This is a genomic window from Thioclava atlantica (assembly GCF_000737065.1).
Classification (GTDB): Bacteria; Pseudomonadota; Alphaproteobacteria; order Rhodobacterales; family Rhodobacteraceae; genus Thioclava; species Thioclava atlantica.
Genome location: NZ_AQRC01000001.1, coordinates 82,662 through 101,811 on the forward strand (window position 1 = coordinate 82,662; position 19,150 = coordinate 101,811).

The window sequence follows — 19,150 nt, forward strand, 5'->3', positions numbered from 1 at the left end:
CCGCAATTGCGGCCCCTTTCGCGTCCCTCGTTCTTGTTTTCCAACGCGCCGCGCCAGGCCGGGTCACGAGAGGCCATAGGCAAAGAAATGGCGCGCGATCATCCGCTTCAGGGGGCGGCCCGCCATCGCAATGCATGGTCCGGCGTTTGCGCGCGGAACCAATTCGTCGAAATGATCCGTGCAAGCTTCGACATCTCCGCAAGCGCGAGATCGAGGCGGCACCCATGCCGACGGGCGCTTCGGTCAGCTCTTGGCAGGAGCAAGTCTGGGAAACAACCGACGATCCGCGACAGGATATTCCCAATGAGATTCGCAGAGTTTTCCTTTTGGGCCTCTCCGGCGACGCGGACAGCTATTCCACCCGGTGATATCGCGGCCTTCCCGCTTGCGGAACGTGCCGGGGACCCGGAGCGTCAGGCATGCAGGGCGTCATCGGGGTGCGCGGGGGAGGCGGAGCGTGGCGCGCAGTCCCGGGGCCGCATTCTCGATCATCAGTTCTCCGCCCACCGCCTCGGCGATTTCGGCGCAGATGGCGAGGCCCAGCCCGTGTCCGCTCTCGTCGGCGCGCGCCCCGCGTTGGCGCAGCTCCTCGATGCGGTCCTTTGCGATGCCGGGGCCGTCGTCGCGCACCTCGATTGCGACCGTCCCCTCCGGGTCAAACGCGCGGATCGTGACCCGGGTTCTGGCATGACGGCTCGCATTCTCGATCAGCGCGCCCAGGGCTTCGGCGAGATCGTTGGGGTCGACCGCGACGCTCAGCGCTTCCGGAACCTCGGTTCTCCAGTCCAACGCGTCGCCCTGCGGCGTTCGGCTGACGACCGAGACGATCCGCTCGACCACCGTTCCGACCGGCGTCGCGGCGGTGGTGGCGCGTCCCGCAAGCCGCGAGCGCGTCAATTCCCGGTCGACATGGCGGCGCATGGCCTCGGCGATCTCCTCGATGGCCCGGGCCGCGTCGTTCTTGCCGCGTTTGCGCAGGCGGTCCGCCTCGCCCATGAGAGCCTGAAGCGGTGTCTTGAACCCGTGCGCGAGGTCGGCCGCGCGGCGGCGTGCGCGCTCGAGCTCGGTCTCGCGCGCGTCGATCAGGGCATCGACCTCGGTGGCAAGCGGCAGAACCTCCTTCGGGAAATCCGCGCCGAGCCGTCGCTGGCCGCCCGAGCGCACCGCGAGGACCCGCTTGCCGAGCGCGGCGAGCGGGCGAAGGCCGAAAAAGAGCTGAACCCAACCCGCCACGATCAGGGCGACGGCGAGAATCGCGTTATAGGGCAGGAGGTCTTTCGTGAAATCGCTGCGCGCCTGATCGAGATCGGCAGTGGTGAGCGCGACCGCGGCGCGCACCTGCGTGCGGCCCAGGGAGGGCGGAAGCGTCACGCTGCGCTCGAGGGTCAGGAGCGTGCCGCCGGTTTCGTCGGGCAGGTGGTGGATGTGGATCTGGCCGTCGGGCAACTCGTCGGAAGGGAGCGGCAGGACATAGTCCCATAGCGAGCGCGAGCGCAGGAGCGTGTCACCGGCCGCGATCTGCCAGTAGAGCCCGCTCAGCGGCTGATCGAAGCGCGGGTCCGCGGGCGGGTTCTGCAAGACCAGCGCGCCATCGGGGTCGCGCGCCAGCCCCGCCACGACCTGATCGAGCTGGACCGAGAGTTCGGCTTCGGCCCGGCGCTGCACATGGGCCGCGAAGAGGGCGATCAGGGCGGTGGAGGCGATCGCCAGCGCCACCACGACCGCGATCGCGCCTGCCAGCGCCAGCCGCAGCCGCAGCGACAGCCGCCTCACGCGGCACCGCCTTCGAGGAAATAGCCGAAACCGCGGCGGGTGCCGATGATCCCGGGGCCGAGCTTGCGGCGCAGGCGCGCGATCAGCGCCTCGAGCGCATTGGCCTCGCGGGACTCGTCGTCGCCGTAGAGATGTTCGAGAAGTTCGGTCGGGGGCACGACCCGGTCGCGATGCAGCATCAGATAGGACAGCAGCCGGAATTCGAGCGCGGTCGTCGCGAGTGGCATGCCGCGCAGCGAGACGCTCATCCGGTTGGCGTCGAGGGTCAGCTCGCCCACGCTCTGGCTTGCGGATGCACGTCCCGCCGAGCGGCGGATCAAGGCCCGCGCCCGTGCCACGAGCTCCTCCATGCGAAACGGTTTGGGCAGGTAGTCGTCCGCCCCGGCGTCGATCCCCTCGACGCGCTCGGTCCAGGCGCCGCGGGCGGTGAGCACGAGAACCGGCATCTCGCGATCATTGGCGCGCCATTTCTTGAGGATGCTCAGGCCATCCATACGCGGCAGGCCGAGATCGAGAATTACGAGGTCATACTCCTCGGTGTCGCCGAGAAACCAGGCGTCCAGCCCGTCCGAACAGGTCTCGACGCGAAACCCGGCCGCTTCGAGGGCGGTCTTGAGATCCGCCGCGATCCTCTCGTCGTCCTCGACCGCCAACACGCGCATCAGTCGTCCTCGTCGCGTTCACCTTCCCCGGTTTCACCAATCGGCAAACCGGTCGCGGCGTCAACCTCGACCTCGATGATCCGCCCCTGCGGAGTGATGAGCTTGAGCTCGTAGAGATAGCGGCCGTCTTCGGTTTCGAGCTCGAGCTTGATCACCCGCCCGCCATATCTTTGCTGCAGGCCGGGGACGATCCGCGAGAGCGGCAGGATTTCCTCGCGCTCGACCGCGCTGCGCGCCCGGTCGTGATCCGAGCCGCCGCCATGGCCCGCAGAGCCGCCGCCCGCACGTTCGGCGAAGGCGGGGCTGGCGAGCAGGACGAGAAGGATCGTGACGAGCGTTTTCATGCGGCCTTTCTAGTTTATGCAAGCTGACAGAACCCTGACAGCCCGCGTCAGCACGAACATGCCATTCCTGTCTCATCCGGGCAAACCCGCCCATCCTTGATCGCAGGAGATCACAATGAAACGCACTATCCTCTTCACCAGCGCTCTTTCGCTCGCCGTCGGTTTCTTCGCGCTCGGCGCCGCCCAGGCGCAGGGTCCCGCCGGCAAGGGTGCCGCCGCAGGTGGCGCGCAATCCGGGCAGGTTCTGTTGCCCCAGCAGCGCACGACCACCCCGGTCCAGGCGCAGGAGCGCGTGACGAACGAGTACCGTTACGAATACCGCGACGACGAGCGTGACGACGACTATGAATATGGCACGCCCTCGGACTACCGCGAGCGCGCCGGTGAGGCCTATCAGATCCGCGATCAGTGGAAAAATATGGACGAAGTCGCGAACGGTCTGCGCGCGGAAGGCTACCAGATCCGCAAGATCGAGATGGAGCGCTATGGCTACGAAGCCGACGTGCTCGATCGTGACGGTCGCCGGTTCGAGCTGCGCCTCGATCCGATCTCGGGCAAGATCGTCGGCTCGGAGCGTGACTGATGACCGGGGCGGCGACCATCAAGGTATGGGACCCGCTGGTCCGGTTCGGACATTGGGGGCTGGTGGCGGCATTCGCCACCGCCTACCTCACCGAGGGTGAGCCGGAATGGCTCCATGTCTGGGCCGGGTATACCGTGGCGGCAATCGTCGTGCTGCGGATCGTGTGGGGGCTCGTCGGGCCGCGCCATGCCCGCTTCTCCGATTTCGTGACGGGGCCGATCCGCGCGACCCGCTATCTGTTCGCTCTGATCGGCGGAAAGGCCGAACGTCATATCGGGCACAGCCCGGCCGGGGGGCTCATGGTCCTCGCGCTGCTCCTGTCGCTCTCCGTCACGGCGGTTTCCGGCATGGCGCTTCTGGCGGCCGAGGAGGGGCGCGGGCCGCTGAGCGCGGTCATCACGGCGCAAGAGGCCGCTCCCGCGGAGATGTCGGTCTACGACGATGACGACGGAGAGGAACATGGCGAGGAGCGCGGCGAGAGCCTCTGGGAAGAGGTGCACGAAGTCGCGGCCAACCTGACCCTCTTGCTGGTCATCTTCCATATCGGGGGCGTTCTGCTTGCAAGCGTCGCCCATCGCGAAAACCTCGCGCGAGCGATGGTCACCGGCCGTAAACGAGCCTGAGGACCGCACCGCGAGGTGTCGGGCGAGCCTTCGCGTCCCCGAGGCTCGCCCGACGTTTTTCCGTATCTTGAGCCCGGACCCTGCGCGCGCCCTGCGGCGGGTTCGAGTGCTCTGTTCGCTCTGCCGCCAGACCCCAGGCCTCTCACCTGTCATCGGACTGAGTTTCTTGACGCGTCCGACCTATCGCCGCTGCGCGACCGTGCGTATCGCTTCCGGGGAATGGGAGAAGTATAGGGGAAAGTTATAAATGTACTCAGAAAATGCAATTATACTTTATAAGTCTTGTTTGATACCTCCTCTCCCGTAACAGTGCGCGTGGTCATTGCATGGCCCCGGACCTGGGCCGATACTGCGCGAGTGCCACCTGTGCCGAATGCCGACACAAGCTTTGCTGGAGGGAACATGGACGGAAATGACGTGAAGGGCGCAGGCAAGTGCCCGGTGATGCATGGCTCGCATACCGAGACGGGCAAGAGCGCGACCGATTGGTGGCCGAATTCGCTCAATCTCGACATCCTGCACCAGCATGACACCAAGACGAACCCGATGGATGAGAGCTTCTCGTACCGCGAAGCGGTGAAGACGCTCGATTTCGAGGCGCTCAAGCGCGACATGCGTGCGCTGATGAATGACAGCCAGGAATGGTGGCCGGCCGACTGGGGTCACTATGGCGGGTTGATGATCCGCATGGCCTGGCACGCGGCGGGCTCCTACCGTCTCGCCGATGGTCGTGGCGGCGGCGGCACCGGCAACCAGCGCTTCGCACCGCTCAACAGCTGGCCGGACAATGCGAGCCTCGACAAGGCGCGCCGTCTGGTCTGGCCGCTCAAGAAGAAATACGGCAACAAGGTCAGCTGGGCCGATCTGATGATCCTCGCGGGCAACGTCGCCTATGAGAGCATGGGCCTCAAGACCTTCGGCTTCGGCTTCGGGCGCGAGGATATCTGGCATCCGGAGAAGGATGTCTATTGGGGCGCCGAGAAGGAGTGGCTCGCACCTTCCGACGAGCGCTACGAGGATGTCGACAAGCCTTCGACGATGGAAAACCCGCTCGCGGCTGTGCAGATGGGCCTCATCTACGTCAACCCCGAGGGCGTCAACGGCAATCCCGATCCGGTGAAGACCGCCGCGCAGCTGCGCGAGACCTTCGCACGCATGGCGATGAACGACGAGGAAACCGTGGCGCTGACCGCTGGCGGCCACACCGTCGGCAAGACCCACGGCAATGGCGACGCCTCGCTTCTGGGCCCGGAGCCGGAAGCCGCGGATGTCGAGCTGCAGGGCTTCGGCTGGGCGAACCCCGCGATGGGCGGGCAGGCGAACAAGGCCATGACCTCGGGCATCGAAGGGGCCTGGACCTCCAAGCCCACCGAGTTCGACATGGGCTATTTCGAAATGCTCTTCGGCCATGAGTGGGAGTTGCGCAAGTCGCCCGCGGGGGCCTGGCAGTGGGAGCCGATCGACATCAAGGAAGAGGACAGGCCGGTCGACACGACCGATCCCTCGATCCGTCACAACCCGATCATGACCGATGCGGACATGGCGATGAAGATCGACCCGATCTACAACGCGATCTGCCAAAAATTCATGGCCGATCCGGAGTATTTCAAGGATACCTTCGCCCGCGCCTGGTTCAAGCTGACCCACCGCGACATGGGGCCGAAAGTGCGCTATATCGGGCCGGAAGTTCCCGAAGAGGATCTGATCTGGCAGGACCCGGTCCCGGTCGGCCCCGCCGATTTCGGCATCGGCGCGCTCAAGGCGAAGATCGCCGAGTCGGGCCTGTCGATCTCGGAAATGGTCGCGACCGCATGGGACAGCGCGCGCACCTATCGTGGTTCGGACATGCGCGGCGGCGCCAATGGCGCCCGGATCCGTCTCGCACCGCAGAAGGATTGGGAAGGCAATGAGCCCGGCCGCCTGCAGAAGGTGCTCTCGGTGCTCGAGCCGCTCGCGGCGGAAGCCGGGGCGAGCGTGGCCGACGCGATCGTGCTGGCCGGCAATGTCGGGATCGAGAAGGCCGCCAAGGCTGCCGGCTTCGAGATCGAGGTGCCCTTCGCGCCGGGGCGCGGCGACGCCACCGACGAGATGACTGACGCGGAGTCCTTCGATCCGCTCGAGCCGATCCATGACGGGTACCGCAACTGGCTCAAGAAGGACTACGTGGTGAGCCCCGAGGAGCTGCTTCTCGACCGCACGCAGCTGCTGGGCCTGACCGCGCCCGAGATGACCGTCTTGCTCGGCGGCATGCGGGTGCTGGGGACCAATCACGGCGGGACCAAGCATGGTGTCTTCACCGATCGTGAAGGGGCGCTGACCAACGACTTCTTCGTCAACCTCACCGACATGGCCTATTCGTGGCATCCGGTCGGCAGCGGGACCTACGAGATCCGCGACCGCAAGACCGGCGCGGTGAAATGGACCGCGACGCGGGTCGATCTGGTCTTCGGGTCGAACTCGATCCTGCGCAGCTATGCCGAGGTCTATGCCCAGGACGACAATGCCGAGAAGTTCGTGAACGACTTCGTGTCCGCCTGGACCAAGGTCATGAACGCGGATCGTTTCGATATCGCGTGATGGGGCCGGGCCTTTCCCGCGCGGGAAAGGCTCCTCCGCTCTGAAATCTGGATCGCCCCGCAGGCCACGCGCCCGCGGGGCGTTTCTCTTTCTGGAGCAGCAAGCGCGCGCAAGCTAGACTGCCGGGCGCCGAGCGGGGGCAAGTCAGGAAACGGGTGGCGCGTGGAATTCGAGCGGATCTGGCAGGCCCCACCTTTCTCGGTGGATTTCGTCGATGGGGAGGGCGGCGATCTCGTGATCGCGTTTTCCTCGATCGGGCACGATCCGTCCCGTCCGCCCTCGCCGGAATTCGTCGCGACCGCAACGGGGCGCGGAACGGGGGCGGGGCCGCGACGCGCGCTTTTCGTCATGGATGCGAGCCGAAGCTGGGCCAACGATCCCGGTTTCGCCTCCGCCCTGCGCGGGGCGCTCGCGCGGGTCGAGGCACGCGCCCCCGTGCGCCGGATCGCGACGATCGGGGGGTCGATGGGCGGCTTCTGCGCGCTCGCCGCGGCGCAGGTCATTCCCGTCGACGCGGTGCTGGCCTTCTCGCCGCAATATTCCGTCATGCCCGCGATTTTTCCCGGGGAGACACGCTGGTCCCGCTGGACCGGGCAGATCCGCGATTTCGCATGGCCGTCGGCTCCGTTGCCGGGGCGGGGGCAGGGCTGGGCCTGTCTCTTTCACGGCGCGCGCGACGATCTGGCGCAGGCGTCGCGTTTCGAGCGCAAGCCCGGAACGGATCACCTGATCTTCCCGTCGCTGGGGCATTCGGACCTCGTGCCGCATCTCAAGCGCCGAGGCGTTTTGTCCGGGCTCGTGGAGGCCGCGTTCGAGGGCGATCGTCGCCGTCTCTTGCGGATCGCCGCGTCCTCGGGAGGGATTCTGCGGCATCGGTTTTCGGCCCGGTTCTAAGATTGTTCTAAGATTCCGGCCGGGCGGGCCTCCCGGGGCACCACGTTCGAACGTCCGCCGCGAAGTCATTTCGTTTCCGCCGGGTGGGGGCGTCGCGCAAGTTTCCGCAAGCTTCGCGAGGTCTTCGCGCAATCCGGACTCACATGGATGTGATCTCCGCAACGTCAGTCTTGCGCCGATCCCCAAAGTTTTTCTTGATGTCGTACCAACAAGAAACAGGGGGGCTCCACTCGCCTGAAAGTTGTCTTCGGGATGGAGCGTACCCCCAAAACACGGAGGTATTCCTTGAAGTCGATAGCTGCGATTTCCGCGTTCGCCCTGATGCTGGGCAGCGCCGCACCCGTTCTCGCTCAGTCGAGCCATGTGCCCGAAGGCACCAAGCTCGCCGCCAACCAGACCTTCACCTACTGGATGCAGGACGATCTCAAGACGCTCGATCCCGACCTGAACACCTCGAAGGACGGCAACGACGTTCTTCACCAGTTGTTCGAGGGGCTCTACGATCAGGATGCCGAGGGCAACCTCGTCCCGGCGCTGGCGACCAGCTTCGACGTCTCGGACGACAAGATGACCTACACGTTCCACCTGCGCGAGGGCGCGAAATGGTCGAACGGCGATCCGGTCACCGCGCAGGACTTCGTCTATGCCTGGCAGCGTCTGGCCGATCCGAAGACCGCGTCCGACTACGCCTGGTACATGGAGCTGATGCAGGTCAAGAACGCGCATGACGTGATCGCGGGCGACAAGCCGGTGACCGATCTCGGTGTGAAGGCGCTCGACGACATGACGCTGGAAGTTTCGCTCGAGACCCCGATCCCCTATTTCCGTCAGATGCTGGTGAACTCCTCGACCTTCCCGGTCCCGGAAAAGGTCGTCGAGAAATTCGGGTCCGACTGGACGAAGCCCGAGAATATCGTCTCGAACGGCGCCTACACGCTGAAGTCGTGGAAGATCGGCGAGAGCATCGAGCTGGTGAAGAACGACAGCTATTGGGATGCGGCGAACACCACGCTGACCGATCTGAAATTCATCCCGATCACCGATCTCAACCAGGCGCTGACGCGCTACGAGGCGGGCGAGCTCGATTTCGTGCAGACCCCGGCCGGTCAGTATCCGCGTCTGAAGGATGAGCATCCCGATCAGGCGCATGCCCCGCCGCGGTCGTGCTCCTATGCCTACATCTTCAACGTGGGTGACAACGGTCCCGAAGCGCTCAAGGACGTGCGCGTGCGCAAGGCCCTGTCCTATGCGATCAACCGCGACATTATCGTGGACAAGATCCTCAAGGGCGGCCAGACCCCGGCCTATAGCTGGACCCATTACGCGACTGCGGGCTTCACCATGCCCAAGACCGACTATTCCCAATGGTCCGAGCAGGAGCGTATGGCAAAAGCCAAGGAGCTTCTGAAAGAAGCCGGATACGGGCCCGATCACCCGCTCAAGCTGCGCCTGATGTACAACACCTCGTCGGATCACAAGAAGATCGCGATCGCGGTGCAGCAGTTCTGGAAGGCGCTCGGCGTCGAGGTCACCCTCGAGAACTTCGAGTGGAAGGTCTATCTCGAGAAACAGCAGCAGCACGATTTCGACATCTCGCGCTACGGCTGGTGTGCGGATTACAACGAACCCTCGACCTATCTCGACGTGCTGACCTCGTGGTCGGATCAGGACGTGGGCGAGTGGAAGGACCCGGCCTATGACGCGCTGCTGAAAGACAGCAAGACCGCGGCCGATCCGCAGGCGGACTACACCAAGGCCGAGCAAATCCTGGCCGAGCAGATGCCGCTCGCGCCGGTCTACCACTACTCGCTGCCGATGCTGCTCAACTCGCATATCAAGGGCTATCCCTTCGAGAACGTGGAGTTGAACTGGTACGCCAAGAACATGTATCGCACGGCCGAATAAAGCCTTGCGTCAGAACTTCGGGCGGGCTGCACGATCGGCCCGCCCGAGCCATTTCGGGGTTCTCCAATGATCGTCTATATTCTGAAGCGTCTGGCCGTGGCCATTCCGACGCTGCTCGTGCTCATCATCGCGAGTTTCGTTCTGATGCACGTGGCTCCGGGCGGGCCGTTCACCGCCGAACGTGCCGTCCCGCCCGAGGTTCTGGCCAACCTCAATGCGAAATACGGGCTCGATCAGCCGCTTTGGAAGCAGATCGCGACCTATCTCTGGGGCGTCGTCGCGCATTTCGATTTCGGGCCGTCCTTCGTCTACAAGGACCGCTCGGTGAATGACATCATCTCGCAGGGCTTCCCGGTCACGCTCACCTACGGGTTTCTGAGCTTCATCGCCGCGGTCCTGGTCGGGGTCACCCTCGGTGTGACCGCCGCGATCAAGCGCAATTCCTGGCTCGACTACCTCGCGGTCGGGATCTCGATCGGCGCGCAGGTGCTGCCGAACTTCGTGATGGCGCCGATCCTCGTGCTGATCTTCACGCTGTCGCTGCACTGGCTGCCCGGCGGCGGCTGGAGCTTCGACGACCCGCGCTTCTGGATCATGCCGGTGATCGCGCTCTCGACCTCCTACATGGCCTCGATCGCGCGGATCACGCGCTCCTCCATGCTCGAGGTGCTCAGCTCGAACCATATCCGCACCGCGCGCGCGAAGGGGCTCCCCAAGCGCAAGATCATCATGCGCCACGCGTTGCGCCCGGCGCTCCTGCCGGTGATTTCCTATCTCGGGCCGGCCTTCGTCTCGATGATCACCGGCTCGGTGATCGTGGACGTGTATTTCACCACCGGAGGGATCGGGAAGAGCTTCGTCGATAGTGCGCTCAACCGCGACTACGCGGTGATGATGGGGGTGACGATCCTGCTGGGCACGCTCACCATCCTGTTCAACCTTGTCGTCGATATCATCTACGGATGGATCGACCCGAAGATCCGGTACTGACATGGTCATAGATGAAACGAAAATGGCCTCGCTCGCCGAGGCAACGAGCCGCGAGGATGTCGCGGGCCGCTCGCTCTGGGCCGATGCCCGACGCCGGTTCTTCCGCAACAAGGCCGCGATCTTCGGGATGGGGCTGCTGATCTTCGTCGTGGCTTTCGCGCTGTTCGGCAACTGGGTCGCGGCGTGGAACAATTCCGATATCGACTACAACGTGATGGGCGATGCGGCGGCCTCCGGGCCCTCCTTCGCGAACGGGCATTATTTCGGGGCCGACGATCTGGGGCGCGACCTCTTCGCGCGCACCGTGCAGGGCACGCAGATCTCGCTGCTGGTGGGGGTGATCGGCACTCTGATCGCAGTGTCGGTCGGAACGGTCTATGGCGCGATTTCGGGCTATTTCGGGGGGCGCGTCGACGGCATCATGATGCGGCTCGTCGATATCCTGCTCGCCATCCCCTACATGTTCGTGCTGATCCTGCTGCTGGTGATGTATGGCCGCTCGATCGGGATGCTCTTCGTCGGCGTCGGCCTGATCTCGTGGCTCGAGATGGCACGGATCGTGCGGGGCCAGACGCTCACGCTCAAGAACCGCGAATATGTCGAGGCCGCGCGCGCGATCGGCGTGCCTGCGCCGACGATCATCCGCCGCCACATCCTGCCCAACCTCGTGGGCGTCGTGGTGGTCTTCGCGACGCTGCTGGTGCCGCTGATGATCCTGACCGAGAGCTTCATCTCCTTCCTCGGTCTCGGGGTGCAGGAGCCGCAGACCTCGCTCGGGGCGCTGATCTCGGAAGGGGCGGGGACGATGAGCTACGGCACGCTGTGGCAGCTTGCCTTCCCGCTCTTCTTCTTCGTCATCACCCTGTTCGGTTTCTATTTCGTAGGGGACGGGCTGCGTGACGCGCTCGACCCGAAGGAGCGCTGATATGGCATTGCTGGAAGTCAACGACATCAACGTGCGTTTCGACACGCCCGAAGGTGAGATCCACGCGGTGAACGGCGTCTCCTTCGCGCTCGAGCGGGGCGAGGCCCTCGGGATCGTGGGCGAATCCGGCTCGGGCAAGTCGCAGCTGAGCTTCTCGATCCTGGGGCTTCTGGCGGCGAACGGGCGCGCCTCGGGCTCGGTGAAATTCGACGGACGAGAGATCCTCAACCTGCCCGATGCCGAGCTGAACAAGATCCGCTCCGAGCGCATCGCGATGGTCTTTCAGGACCCGATGACCGCGCTCAACCCCTATATGCGGATCTCGGATCAGATGGCCGAGGTTCTCACGCTGCACAAGGGGCTGAGCAAACGCGACGCGATCGCCGAAGCCGTGCGGATGCTCGACGCGGTGAAGATCCCGGATGCGAAGAACCGTGTGCGGCTCTTCCCGCATGAATTCTCGGGCGGCATGCGTCAGCGCGTGATGATCGCGATGGCCCTTCTGTGCAAGCCCGACGTGCTGATCGCGGACGAGCCCACCACCGCGCTCGACGTGACGGTGCAGGCGCAGATCATGGATCTTCTGGGCGAATTGCGCCGCGAACTCGGGATGGCCACCGTCCTCATCACCCATGATCTCGGCGTTGTCGCGGGGTTCTGCGAACGCGCCATCGTCATGTATGGCGGCCAGGTCATGGAAGAGGCGCCGGTCGATCCGCTCTTCGCGCAACCGACGCATCCCTATACCAAGGGGCTTCTGGGGGCGCTGCCGCGGCTCGATACGGATCGCGCGATGACCCCGATCCGGGGCAATCCGCCGAACATGACCGGGATGCCGACGGGCTGCCCCTTCTGCCCGCGCTGCGATTTCGTCGAGGAGATCTGCGCAAGGCAGATGCCACCCCTGACCGGTTTCGCCGAGGGGCGCGCCCGTGCCTGCCACCGCGCCATCGAGGAGGTCGCCGCATGAGTGCTCCGCTGATCGAGGCCCGCGACCTCCGGGTCACCTTCGACATCCGCCGCGCCTCCGACCTGCCCTGGAGCACGCCGCCCCGGCTGCGCGCGGTCAATGGCGTGTCCTTTGCCCTGGAAGAAGGCAAGACGCTGGGGATCGTGGGTGAGTCCGGTTGCGGCAAGTCCACGCTGGCGCGCGCGCTGATCCAGATGCTGCCCGCCGAGGGGCAGGTGATCTGGCAGGGAGAGACGGATCTGCTCGAACTCTCGCCGCGGCAGATGCTGAAATACCGCTCCGACATCCAGATGATCTTCCAGGATCCGCTCGCCTCGCTCGACCCGCGCATGACCGTGGGCGAGATCATCGCCGAACCGCTGCGCACGCACCGCCCGAAGATGGGCCGCAAGGAGCGCCGCGAGAAGGTGCGCCAGGTGATGGAGAAGGTCGGCCTGCTGCCGAACCAGATCAACCGCTACCCGCACGAGTTCTCGGGCGGGCAGTGCCAGCGTATCGGGATCGCCCGCGCGCTGGTGGTCGAGCCGAAGCTGCTGATCTGCGATGAGCCGGTCTCGGCGCTCGACGTGTCGATCCAGGCGCAGGTGATCGCGCTGCTCGAAGACCTGCGCCGCGATCTCGGGCTCACGATCATCTTCATCGCCCATGACCTGAGCGTGGTGCGCCATGTCTGCGACGAGGTGATGGTGCTCTATCTTGGCCGGATGATGGAGGCGGGGCCGACCGAGCGGCTGTTCACCGCGCCCCAGCATCCCTATACGCAGGCGCTCCTGTCGGCGGTGCCGATCCCCGATCCGGAGGTCGAGCGCTCGAAGAAGCTGATCGCGCTCGAGGGGGATCTGCCGAGCCCGCTGAACCCGCCCTCGGGCTGCCCGCTGCGCACGCGCTGCCCACGCGCGAGCGAGATCTGCGCCTCCGAGCCGCCGACCGCGACGGTAGAGGGGCGCGAGGTCCATTGTCACCATCCCGGCCCCGCGCCGGAGGTGCAGGCGGTGCTCGCGGAGCGCTGAGAAAACCGGCTGCGGGCGGTCATGCGCCGCCCGTTCACGCCGATTTGTAACGGGTGACGTCGGGACGTTTGTCCGGATGGTCAAAGCACTGTTACTCTTCCGGGATAATGCGCTCCGACCGAGAGCCAGATTTTCCGGAGGTATTCCCAGATGTCGCTGATTTCCCGTCGCCACTTCCTTCTGACCACGACCGCTGCCGGCGGGCTGGTGATGGTGCATCCGTTCACCGCGCGCGCTGCCGCCGGTCAGGCCCATCTGCGCCTGCTCTGCACCACCGATATCCACTGCCATATCCGTCCCTATGACTATTACGCCGACAAGCCGGTGGAGACGGTCGGCCTGTCGCGCACGGCCGAGTTGATCGAGGGCGTGCGGGCGGAAGCCGCCAACACGATGACCTTCGACAATGGCGATTACATGCAGGGCAATCCGATGGCCGACTACATCGCCTATTCGAAGGGGATGAAGGAGGGCGACACGCACCCGGTCATCGGAGCGATGAACGTGCTGGGCTACGATTGCGGAACGCTCGGCAACCACGAGTTCAATTACGGGATGGATTTCCTCGGCAAGGTGAACGCGCGCGCCAACTTCCCGCTGGTCTGCGCCAACTTCGCCCACAAGCTCGGCGCAAGCCCCCGCGAGGACGAGCTTTACCTGCCGCCCTACCTGATCCTCGATCGCGACCTGACCGACGGGGCCGGGAACAAGATGCCGATCCGCGTGGGCGTGATCGGGTTCGTGCCGCCGCAGATCATGCAATGGGACCGCGCGCATCTGGAGGGCAATTACAACACCCGCGACATCGTCGAGGCGGCCCGCGCCTGGGTTCCGCAGATCCGCGAGGAGGGGGCCGATCTGGTCGTCGCGCTCGCCCATACGGGCATCGACGCGGGAACCCAGAGCGACGGGATGGAGAACGCCGCGCTCTACCTCGCGGGGGTCGAGGGCATCGACGTGGTGATCACCGGGCACCAGCACCGCAACTTCCCCGGCACGGATTTCGAAGGCCCCGGCATCGACAACGAGAAGGGCACGCTGCAGGGCAAGCCCGCGGTGCAGGCCGGGTTCTGGGGCAACCATATGGGCCTGATCGACCTGATGCTGGAGCAGGATGGCGGGGCGTGGAAGATCGCCGCCCATGCGAGCGAGATCCGCCCGATCTTCAAGCGCGGCGCGGACCGTTCGGTCACCGCGCTGACCGATGATTTCGCGCCCGTTCTGCACAGCTCCGATCAGGTGCATGAGGAGACGCTGACCTATGTGCGCGCGAAGGTGGGCGAGACCTCGGCGCCGCTCTATTCCTATTTCGCGCTGGTGGCCGACGACCCGTCGGTGCAGATCGTCTCGAACGCGCAGATGTGGTATGTGAAGGACCTGCTCAAGGGCACGCCCGAGGGCGAGTTGCCGCTTCTCTCGGCAGCGGCACCGTTCAAGGCGGGCGGGCGCGGCGGTCCGGACTATTTCACCGATGTCCCCGAGGGGCCGGTCGCGATCAAGAATGTCGCCGATCTCTATCTCTACCCGAACACGCTTCAGGTGGTGAAGGTGACGGGGGCGCAGGTGAAGGACTGGCTCGAGCGCTCGGCCGGCATGTTCAACCGGATCGAGCCGGGCGCGCAGGACGCGCTTCTGCTCAATCCCGATTTCCCGTCCTACAATTTCGACGTGATCGACGGGGTCACCTACCAGATCGACGTCACTCAGCCCTCGAAATTCGACAAGGACGGAGAGGTCGTCGATGCGGGCGCGAACCGGATCGTGAACCTGAGCTATCAGGGCAAACCGGTGGACCCCGAGGCCGAGTTCGTGGTCGCGACGAACAACTATCGCGCCTCGGGTGGCGGCCATTTCCCCGGTGCGGACGGCTCGACCGTGATCTATCAGGCCCCCGACACCAACCGCGACATCATCGTGCGCTACATCCATCAGGAGGGCACGATCAATCCGAAGGCGGATGCGAACTGGAGCTTTGCGCCCGCGGGCGGGGCCACGGTGCTCTTCGAGACCGGGCCGAAGGCGCAGGCCTATCTCGATGATATCCGCGCGCGCGGGCTCAAGATCGAGCCGGCCGAGGGGGGCGAAGGGGGCTTTGCCCGCTACCGGATCACGCTCTGAAGAAGCTGGAGCATCTGGAAAGGGGGCGCCTCAGGCGCTCCCTTTTCGCGACGGCATTCCCGATCACATCGGCTTGACCGGGCGTGTTCAGGGAACCGCGAGCCGGGCCAGCGGGTTGCCTTTCCAACCTCTTGTGGAAAGGAGATAAGCCATGTTGAGCATGATCGGGGGCCTCGTCGTCCTCATTCTCGATATCTGGGCCATCGTGTCGATCCTGAGCTCGGGCGCGTCCACCGGCTCGAAGGTTCTCTGGATCCTGCTGATCGTGATCCTGCCGCTGCTCGGCTTCATCATCTGGCTGATTGCCGGGCCGAAGGGCAACCGGGCCGCGGTCTGAGCTGATCCGGCAGAACACTAAGAAACGCGCGAAAGCGGCGGGGCTGGTCACGACCGGCCCCGCCGTTTCGCATAGGGGGGCTTCTGGCGCGTGGGGCCGGACGCGGCGGCCTCTGAGGAGGTCTTGAGCCGGGGCCGTCAGAGTGCTCTTGCCCCTGCGCGGCATAGCCCGGGGCGCGCGGGCCCCTCGAAAAGGTCGCAGCCGCCGCAAAGGGGTTGCGGCGGCTGCTGCCCGACGGAGACTTGTGTGGGGAATCTCCGCCGGGATTCTCATGCACCCCGACCGAAGCCGCAGGGCAAGAAGATCAGAAAGGATCTTTAAAAAGTGTCGCGGAAAACTTTTGGGCGGCCTCTTTCTGTGTATCGTGCGTCCCGGAGCCGCCGGTGGGTCGCATTTGGGCGAATGGGCCCCTCCGACGCAACCATAAAAACCACTTGAGGGCAAAACGCCGCAACGTCACTCTCTTTTCTCAATGCAGATGCTAGAGGATTGGTCGTCGCTTTGAAGTGTGTGCACGAGATCGTGATGGTCGGGTGAGCTGCCGTGATTTCCAGTGAAGCCACGGACAACCTTGTGCAGGATGCGGCGGTTCTGCTGGGCGAGAGCGTCATTCGCGCCCAGGTTCTGGCGGGAGGCGATCTCAGCCCGGTCGTCTCTCTGAGCCTGACCGACGGGCGGGAGGTGGTCGCCAAGGGCGGACCATTTCCGCGCATCGAGGGGGCGATGTTGCAGGCACTGTCCGGGGCGGGCGCGCCTGTCCCGCGGGTGCTGGCGGTCTCCGAGCGGATTCTGGTGCTCGAACGGCTCGCGGAGGGCGGAGGCCTCGCGGGCTCGGGTTGGGCGGAACTCGGCACGATGTTGCGCGCCCTTCACTCCGCGCCCGGGGCGGGGGAGGTCGCGCCCTATGGCTGGGCCGAGGATTACGCCTTCGGGTCCGTCGCGATCCCGAATGCACCGCTCGCGAGCTGGCCGGATTTCTGGGCGGAGCGGCGGTTGCGACCTTCGCTCCCGGCTTTGCCCTCGGGTCTCGCGCATCGCGTCGAGCGCGTTGCGGCTGATCTGCGCGACCGCTTGCCCGACCGACCCTTTCCCGCGCTCCTTCACGGGGATCTCTGGGTGGGCAACGTGCTCGCCTCGCAGGGCCGTCTGAGCGGGCTGATCGACCCGGCCTGCTATTACGGCGACGCAGAGGTCGACCTCGCGATGCTGCACCTCTTCGGTGCGCCCGGACCCTCCTTCAAGCAGGCCTACGGAGCGCTCGAGCCCGGCTGGGAGGAACGCCGCGCAGTCTACCAGCTCTGGCCCGCGCTGGTGCATGTGCGGCTGTTCGGTGCGGGCTATCACGGAATGCTCGCGGGGCTGCTGAACCGTCTCGGAGCCTGAGATGCGAAACGGCCGCCCCGGGGGACGGCCGTCTGCATTCGGTTCGGCGCGGGATCACTCCGGCAGGATACGCACGCCACCCTTGGCCGCCGAGGAGGCCAGCAACGCATAGGCCTTGAGCGCGGTCGAAACCTGGCGCTTGCGCGGCTGCGCGGGCTTCCACGGCAGCGGGCCTTTCGCCTCGCGGCGTGCGGCCAGCGTGGCCTCGTCCACCGCCAGATTGATCGTGCGGTTCGGGATGTCGATCTCGATGATGTCGCCGGTCTCGACGAGGCCGATCAGCCCGCCTTCCTCGGCCTCCGGGCTGACATGCCCGATCGACAGGCCCGAGGTGCCGCCCGAGAAGCGGCCATCGGTGAGCAATGCGCATTTCGCGCCCAGCCCCTTCGATTTCAGATACGAGGTCGGGTAGAGCATCTCCTGCATCCCCGGCCCGCCGCGCGGCCCCTCGTAGCGGATGATGACCACCTCGCCCTCGACCACCTTGCCGGTCAGGATGCCCGAGACCGCATCGTCCTGGCTCTCGAACACTTTCGCGGTGCCGGTGAATTTCAGGATCGAGTCGTCGACGCCGGCGGTCTTCACGATGCAGCCCGCCTCGGCGATGTTGCCGTAAAGAACCGCCAGACCGCCATCCTTCGAGAAGGCGTGGTCGGCCTCGCGGATCACACCCGCCTTGCGGTCGCGGTCGACATCCGTGTAGCGGTTCTGGGTGGAAAACGCCTGCGTGGTGCGCACTCCGCCCGGCGCCGCGCGATAGAACTCGTCGACGCGGTCGTCATTGGCGACCATCACATCCCATTTGGCGAGCGCCTCGCCCATCGTCTCGGTATGGACGGTGCGCACGTCCGGATGGATCAGCCCGGCGCGGTTCATTTCGCCGAGGATCCCCATGATGCCGCCCGCGCGGTGGACGTCTTCCATGTGAACGTCCTGCTTGGCGGGCGCGACCTTGCACAGCACCGGCACCTTGCGGCTGAGCCGGTCGATATCCTCCATCGTGAAATCGACCTTGCCCTCATAGGCGATCGCCAGCAGGTGCAGCACCGTGTTGGTCGAGCCGCCCATCGCGATATCGAGGCTCATCGCATTTTCGAAAGCTTGATACGTCGCGATCTCGCGCGGCAACAGACCCTTGTCTTCCAGTTCGTAATGGCGGCGCGTGATCTCGACGATCTTGCGCCCGGCTTCGAGGAACAGCTCCTTGCGGTCGGCATGGGTGGCCAGCATCGAGCCGTTGCCCGGCAGCGCGAGCCCCAGTGCCTCGGCCAGACAGTTCATCGAGTTCGCGGTGAACATGCCCGAGCACGAGCCGCAGGTCGGGCAGGCGGCTTTCTCGATCTCGAGCACCTGCTCGTCCGTGTATTTCTCATCCGCCGCGACCACCATCGCATCGACCAGGTCGAGGTCGTGGTCGATCACGTCGGGGCTGATCTTGCCCGCTTCCATCGGTCCGCCCGAGACGAAGATGACCGGGATGTTGAGGCGCATCGCCGCCATCATCATGCCGGGTGTGATCTTGTCGCAGTTCGAGATGCAGACCATCGCATCGGCGCAATGCGCGTTGACCATGTATTCCACCGAATCCGCGATCACCTCGCGCGAGGGCAGCGAATAGAGCATCCCGTCATGCCCCATCGCGATCCCGTCATCGACGGCGATGGTGTTGAATTCCTTGGCGACCCCGCCCGCCTTCTCGATTTCACGCGCGACCATCTGGCCCAGGTCCTTGAGGTGGACGTGACCGGGGACGAATTGCGTGAACGAATTGACCACCGCGATGATCGGTTTGCCGAAATCCTCGTCGGTCATGCCGGTGGCGCGCCAGAGGCCGCGCGCGCCAGCCATGTTGCGGCCATGGGTGGATCTGCGGGAACGATAAAAGGCCATTATATTTCCGTTTCTGTCGCGCCCGGGGTGATCCGGGCAATTTCCTGTCGCGAGACTCAATATAACATGGCGAAAGGGAAGAACAGGGGGTGAGCCCGGACAAAGCGGGCTTCCGTCCGAAGCATGCCCCGGCGCGCGCGCCTCGCCACGTGGTCGCCCGTGCGCT

General features: G+C 65.3%; 16 protein-coding genes. 12 read left to right on the forward strand and 4 right to left on the reverse strand.

Annotation, left to right across the window (positions count from 1 at the left end; all coding sequences use genetic code 11):
- Window positions 1-429: 429 nt before the first annotated feature.
- Genes DW2_RS00355 through DW2_RS00365 form a run of 3 tightly spaced genes read right to left on the reverse strand, consistent with a single transcriptional unit; the run spans window position 430 to window position 2,779 of the window.
- Complete coding sequence (locus DW2_RS00355; RefSeq protein WP_038142445.1) at window positions 430-1,773, reverse strand: sensor histidine kinase; 1,344 nt, start codon at window positions 1,771-1,773, stop codon at window positions 430-432.
- Window positions 1,770-2,435 (reverse strand): response regulator transcription factor, encoded by a 666-nt coding sequence (locus DW2_RS00360; protein WP_038142447.1) that lies wholly within the window; start codon window positions 2,433-2,435, stop codon window positions 1,770-1,772. Before DW2_RS00360 ends, DW2_RS00355 begins: the two co-directional genes overlap by 4 nt.
- Window positions 2,435-2,779 (reverse strand): PepSY domain-containing protein, encoded by a 345-nt coding sequence (locus DW2_RS00365; RefSeq protein WP_038142448.1) that lies wholly within the window; start codon window positions 2,777-2,779, stop codon window positions 2,435-2,437. The genes DW2_RS00360 and DW2_RS00365 overlap by 1 nt, the downstream gene beginning before the upstream one ends.
- Before the next feature lie 115 nt (window positions 2,780-2,894).
- On the opposite strand from DW2_RS00365, the gene DW2_RS00370 reads away from it, so the two are divergent.
- The 12 genes from DW2_RS00370 to DW2_RS00425 all read left to right on the forward strand — a co-directional run bounded on the left by DW2_RS00370 (window position 2,895) and on the right by DW2_RS00425 (window position 17,094).
- Window positions 2,895-3,362 carry a PepSY domain-containing protein gene (locus tag DW2_RS00370; RefSeq protein WP_038142449.1) on the forward strand — a complete coding sequence of 156 codons (468 nt, stop codon included), beginning with the start codon at window positions 2,895-2,897 and terminating at the stop codon, window positions 3,360-3,362.
- The gene (locus DW2_RS00375) at window positions 3,362-3,985 is read left to right on the forward strand and encodes a cytochrome b/b6 domain-containing protein (RefSeq protein ID WP_038142452.1); all 624 of its coding nucleotides are present in this window, start codon (window positions 3,362-3,364) and stop codon (window positions 3,983-3,985) included. Before DW2_RS00370 ends, DW2_RS00375 begins: the two co-directional genes overlap by 1 nt.
- A gap of 402 nt (window positions 3,986-4,387) precedes the next feature.
- A complete protein-coding gene (katG, locus tag DW2_RS00380; RefSeq protein ID WP_038142453.1) occupies window positions 4,388-6,562 on the forward strand; it encodes a catalase/peroxidase HPI in 2,175 nt (724 codons plus the stop codon).
- A gap of 162 nt (window positions 6,563-6,724) precedes the next feature.
- On the forward strand, window positions 6,725-7,456 hold the full coding sequence (locus tag DW2_RS00385) for an alpha/beta hydrolase family protein (protein ID WP_038142455.1): 732 nt from the start codon (window positions 6,725-6,727) through the stop codon (window positions 7,454-7,456).
- Between the two features lie 321 nt (window positions 7,457-7,777).
- Window positions 7,778-9,361: a peptide ABC transporter substrate-binding protein gene (locus DW2_RS00390; protein ID WP_038143308.1), complete on the forward strand. Its 1,584-nt coding sequence runs from the start codon at window positions 7,778-7,780 to the stop codon at window positions 9,359-9,361.
- 66 nt (window positions 9,362-9,427) lie between these two features.
- On the forward strand, window positions 9,428-10,351 hold the full coding sequence (oppB, locus tag DW2_RS00395; RefSeq protein WP_038142457.1) for an oligopeptide ABC transporter permease OppB: 924 nt from the start codon (window positions 9,428-9,430) through the stop codon (window positions 10,349-10,351).
- Between the two features lie 22 nt (window positions 10,352-10,373).
- Window positions 10,374-11,276 carry an ABC transporter permease gene (locus DW2_RS00400; RefSeq protein ID WP_038142458.1) on the forward strand — a complete coding sequence of 301 codons (903 nt, stop codon included), beginning with the start codon at window positions 10,374-10,376 and terminating at the stop codon, window positions 11,274-11,276.
- A 1-nt stretch (window position 11,277) separates the two neighbouring features.
- Window positions 11,278-12,246, forward strand: coding sequence for an oligopeptide/dipeptide ABC transporter ATP-binding protein (locus DW2_RS00405; protein WP_038142459.1), 969 nt, complete (start codon window positions 11,278-11,280; stop codon window positions 12,244-12,246).
- Window positions 12,243-13,256 (forward strand): ABC transporter ATP-binding protein, encoded by a 1,014-nt coding sequence (locus DW2_RS00410; protein WP_038142462.1) that lies wholly within the window; start codon window positions 12,243-12,245, stop codon window positions 13,254-13,256. The genes DW2_RS00405 and DW2_RS00410 overlap by 4 nt, the downstream gene beginning before the upstream one ends.
- A 150-nt stretch (window positions 13,257-13,406) precedes the next feature.
- Entirely contained in the window at window positions 13,407-15,374 is a 1,968-nt protein-coding gene (locus DW2_RS00415; RefSeq protein WP_038142464.1) for a bifunctional 2',3'-cyclic-nucleotide 2'-phosphodiesterase/3'-nucleotidase, read from the forward strand.
- Window positions 15,375-15,525: 151 nt separating this feature from the next.
- A complete protein-coding gene (locus DW2_RS00420; protein ID WP_038142465.1) occupies window positions 15,526-15,711 on the forward strand; it encodes a PLDc N-terminal domain-containing protein in 186 nt (61 codons plus the stop codon).
- Between the two features lie 543 nt (window positions 15,712-16,254).
- On the forward strand, window positions 16,255-17,094 hold the full coding sequence (locus DW2_RS00425) for a fructosamine kinase family protein (RefSeq protein WP_337588228.1): 840 nt from the start codon (window positions 16,255-16,257) through the stop codon (window positions 17,092-17,094).
- Between the two features lie 54 nt (window positions 17,095-17,148).
- Here DW2_RS00425 and ilvD read toward each other — a convergent pair whose 3' ends face one another.
- On the reverse strand, window positions 17,149-18,984 hold the full coding sequence (gene ilvD / locus DW2_RS00430; RefSeq protein WP_038142467.1) for a dihydroxy-acid dehydratase: 1,836 nt from the start codon (window positions 18,982-18,984) through the stop codon (window positions 17,149-17,151).
- Window positions 18,985-19,150 lie beyond the last annotated feature (166 nt).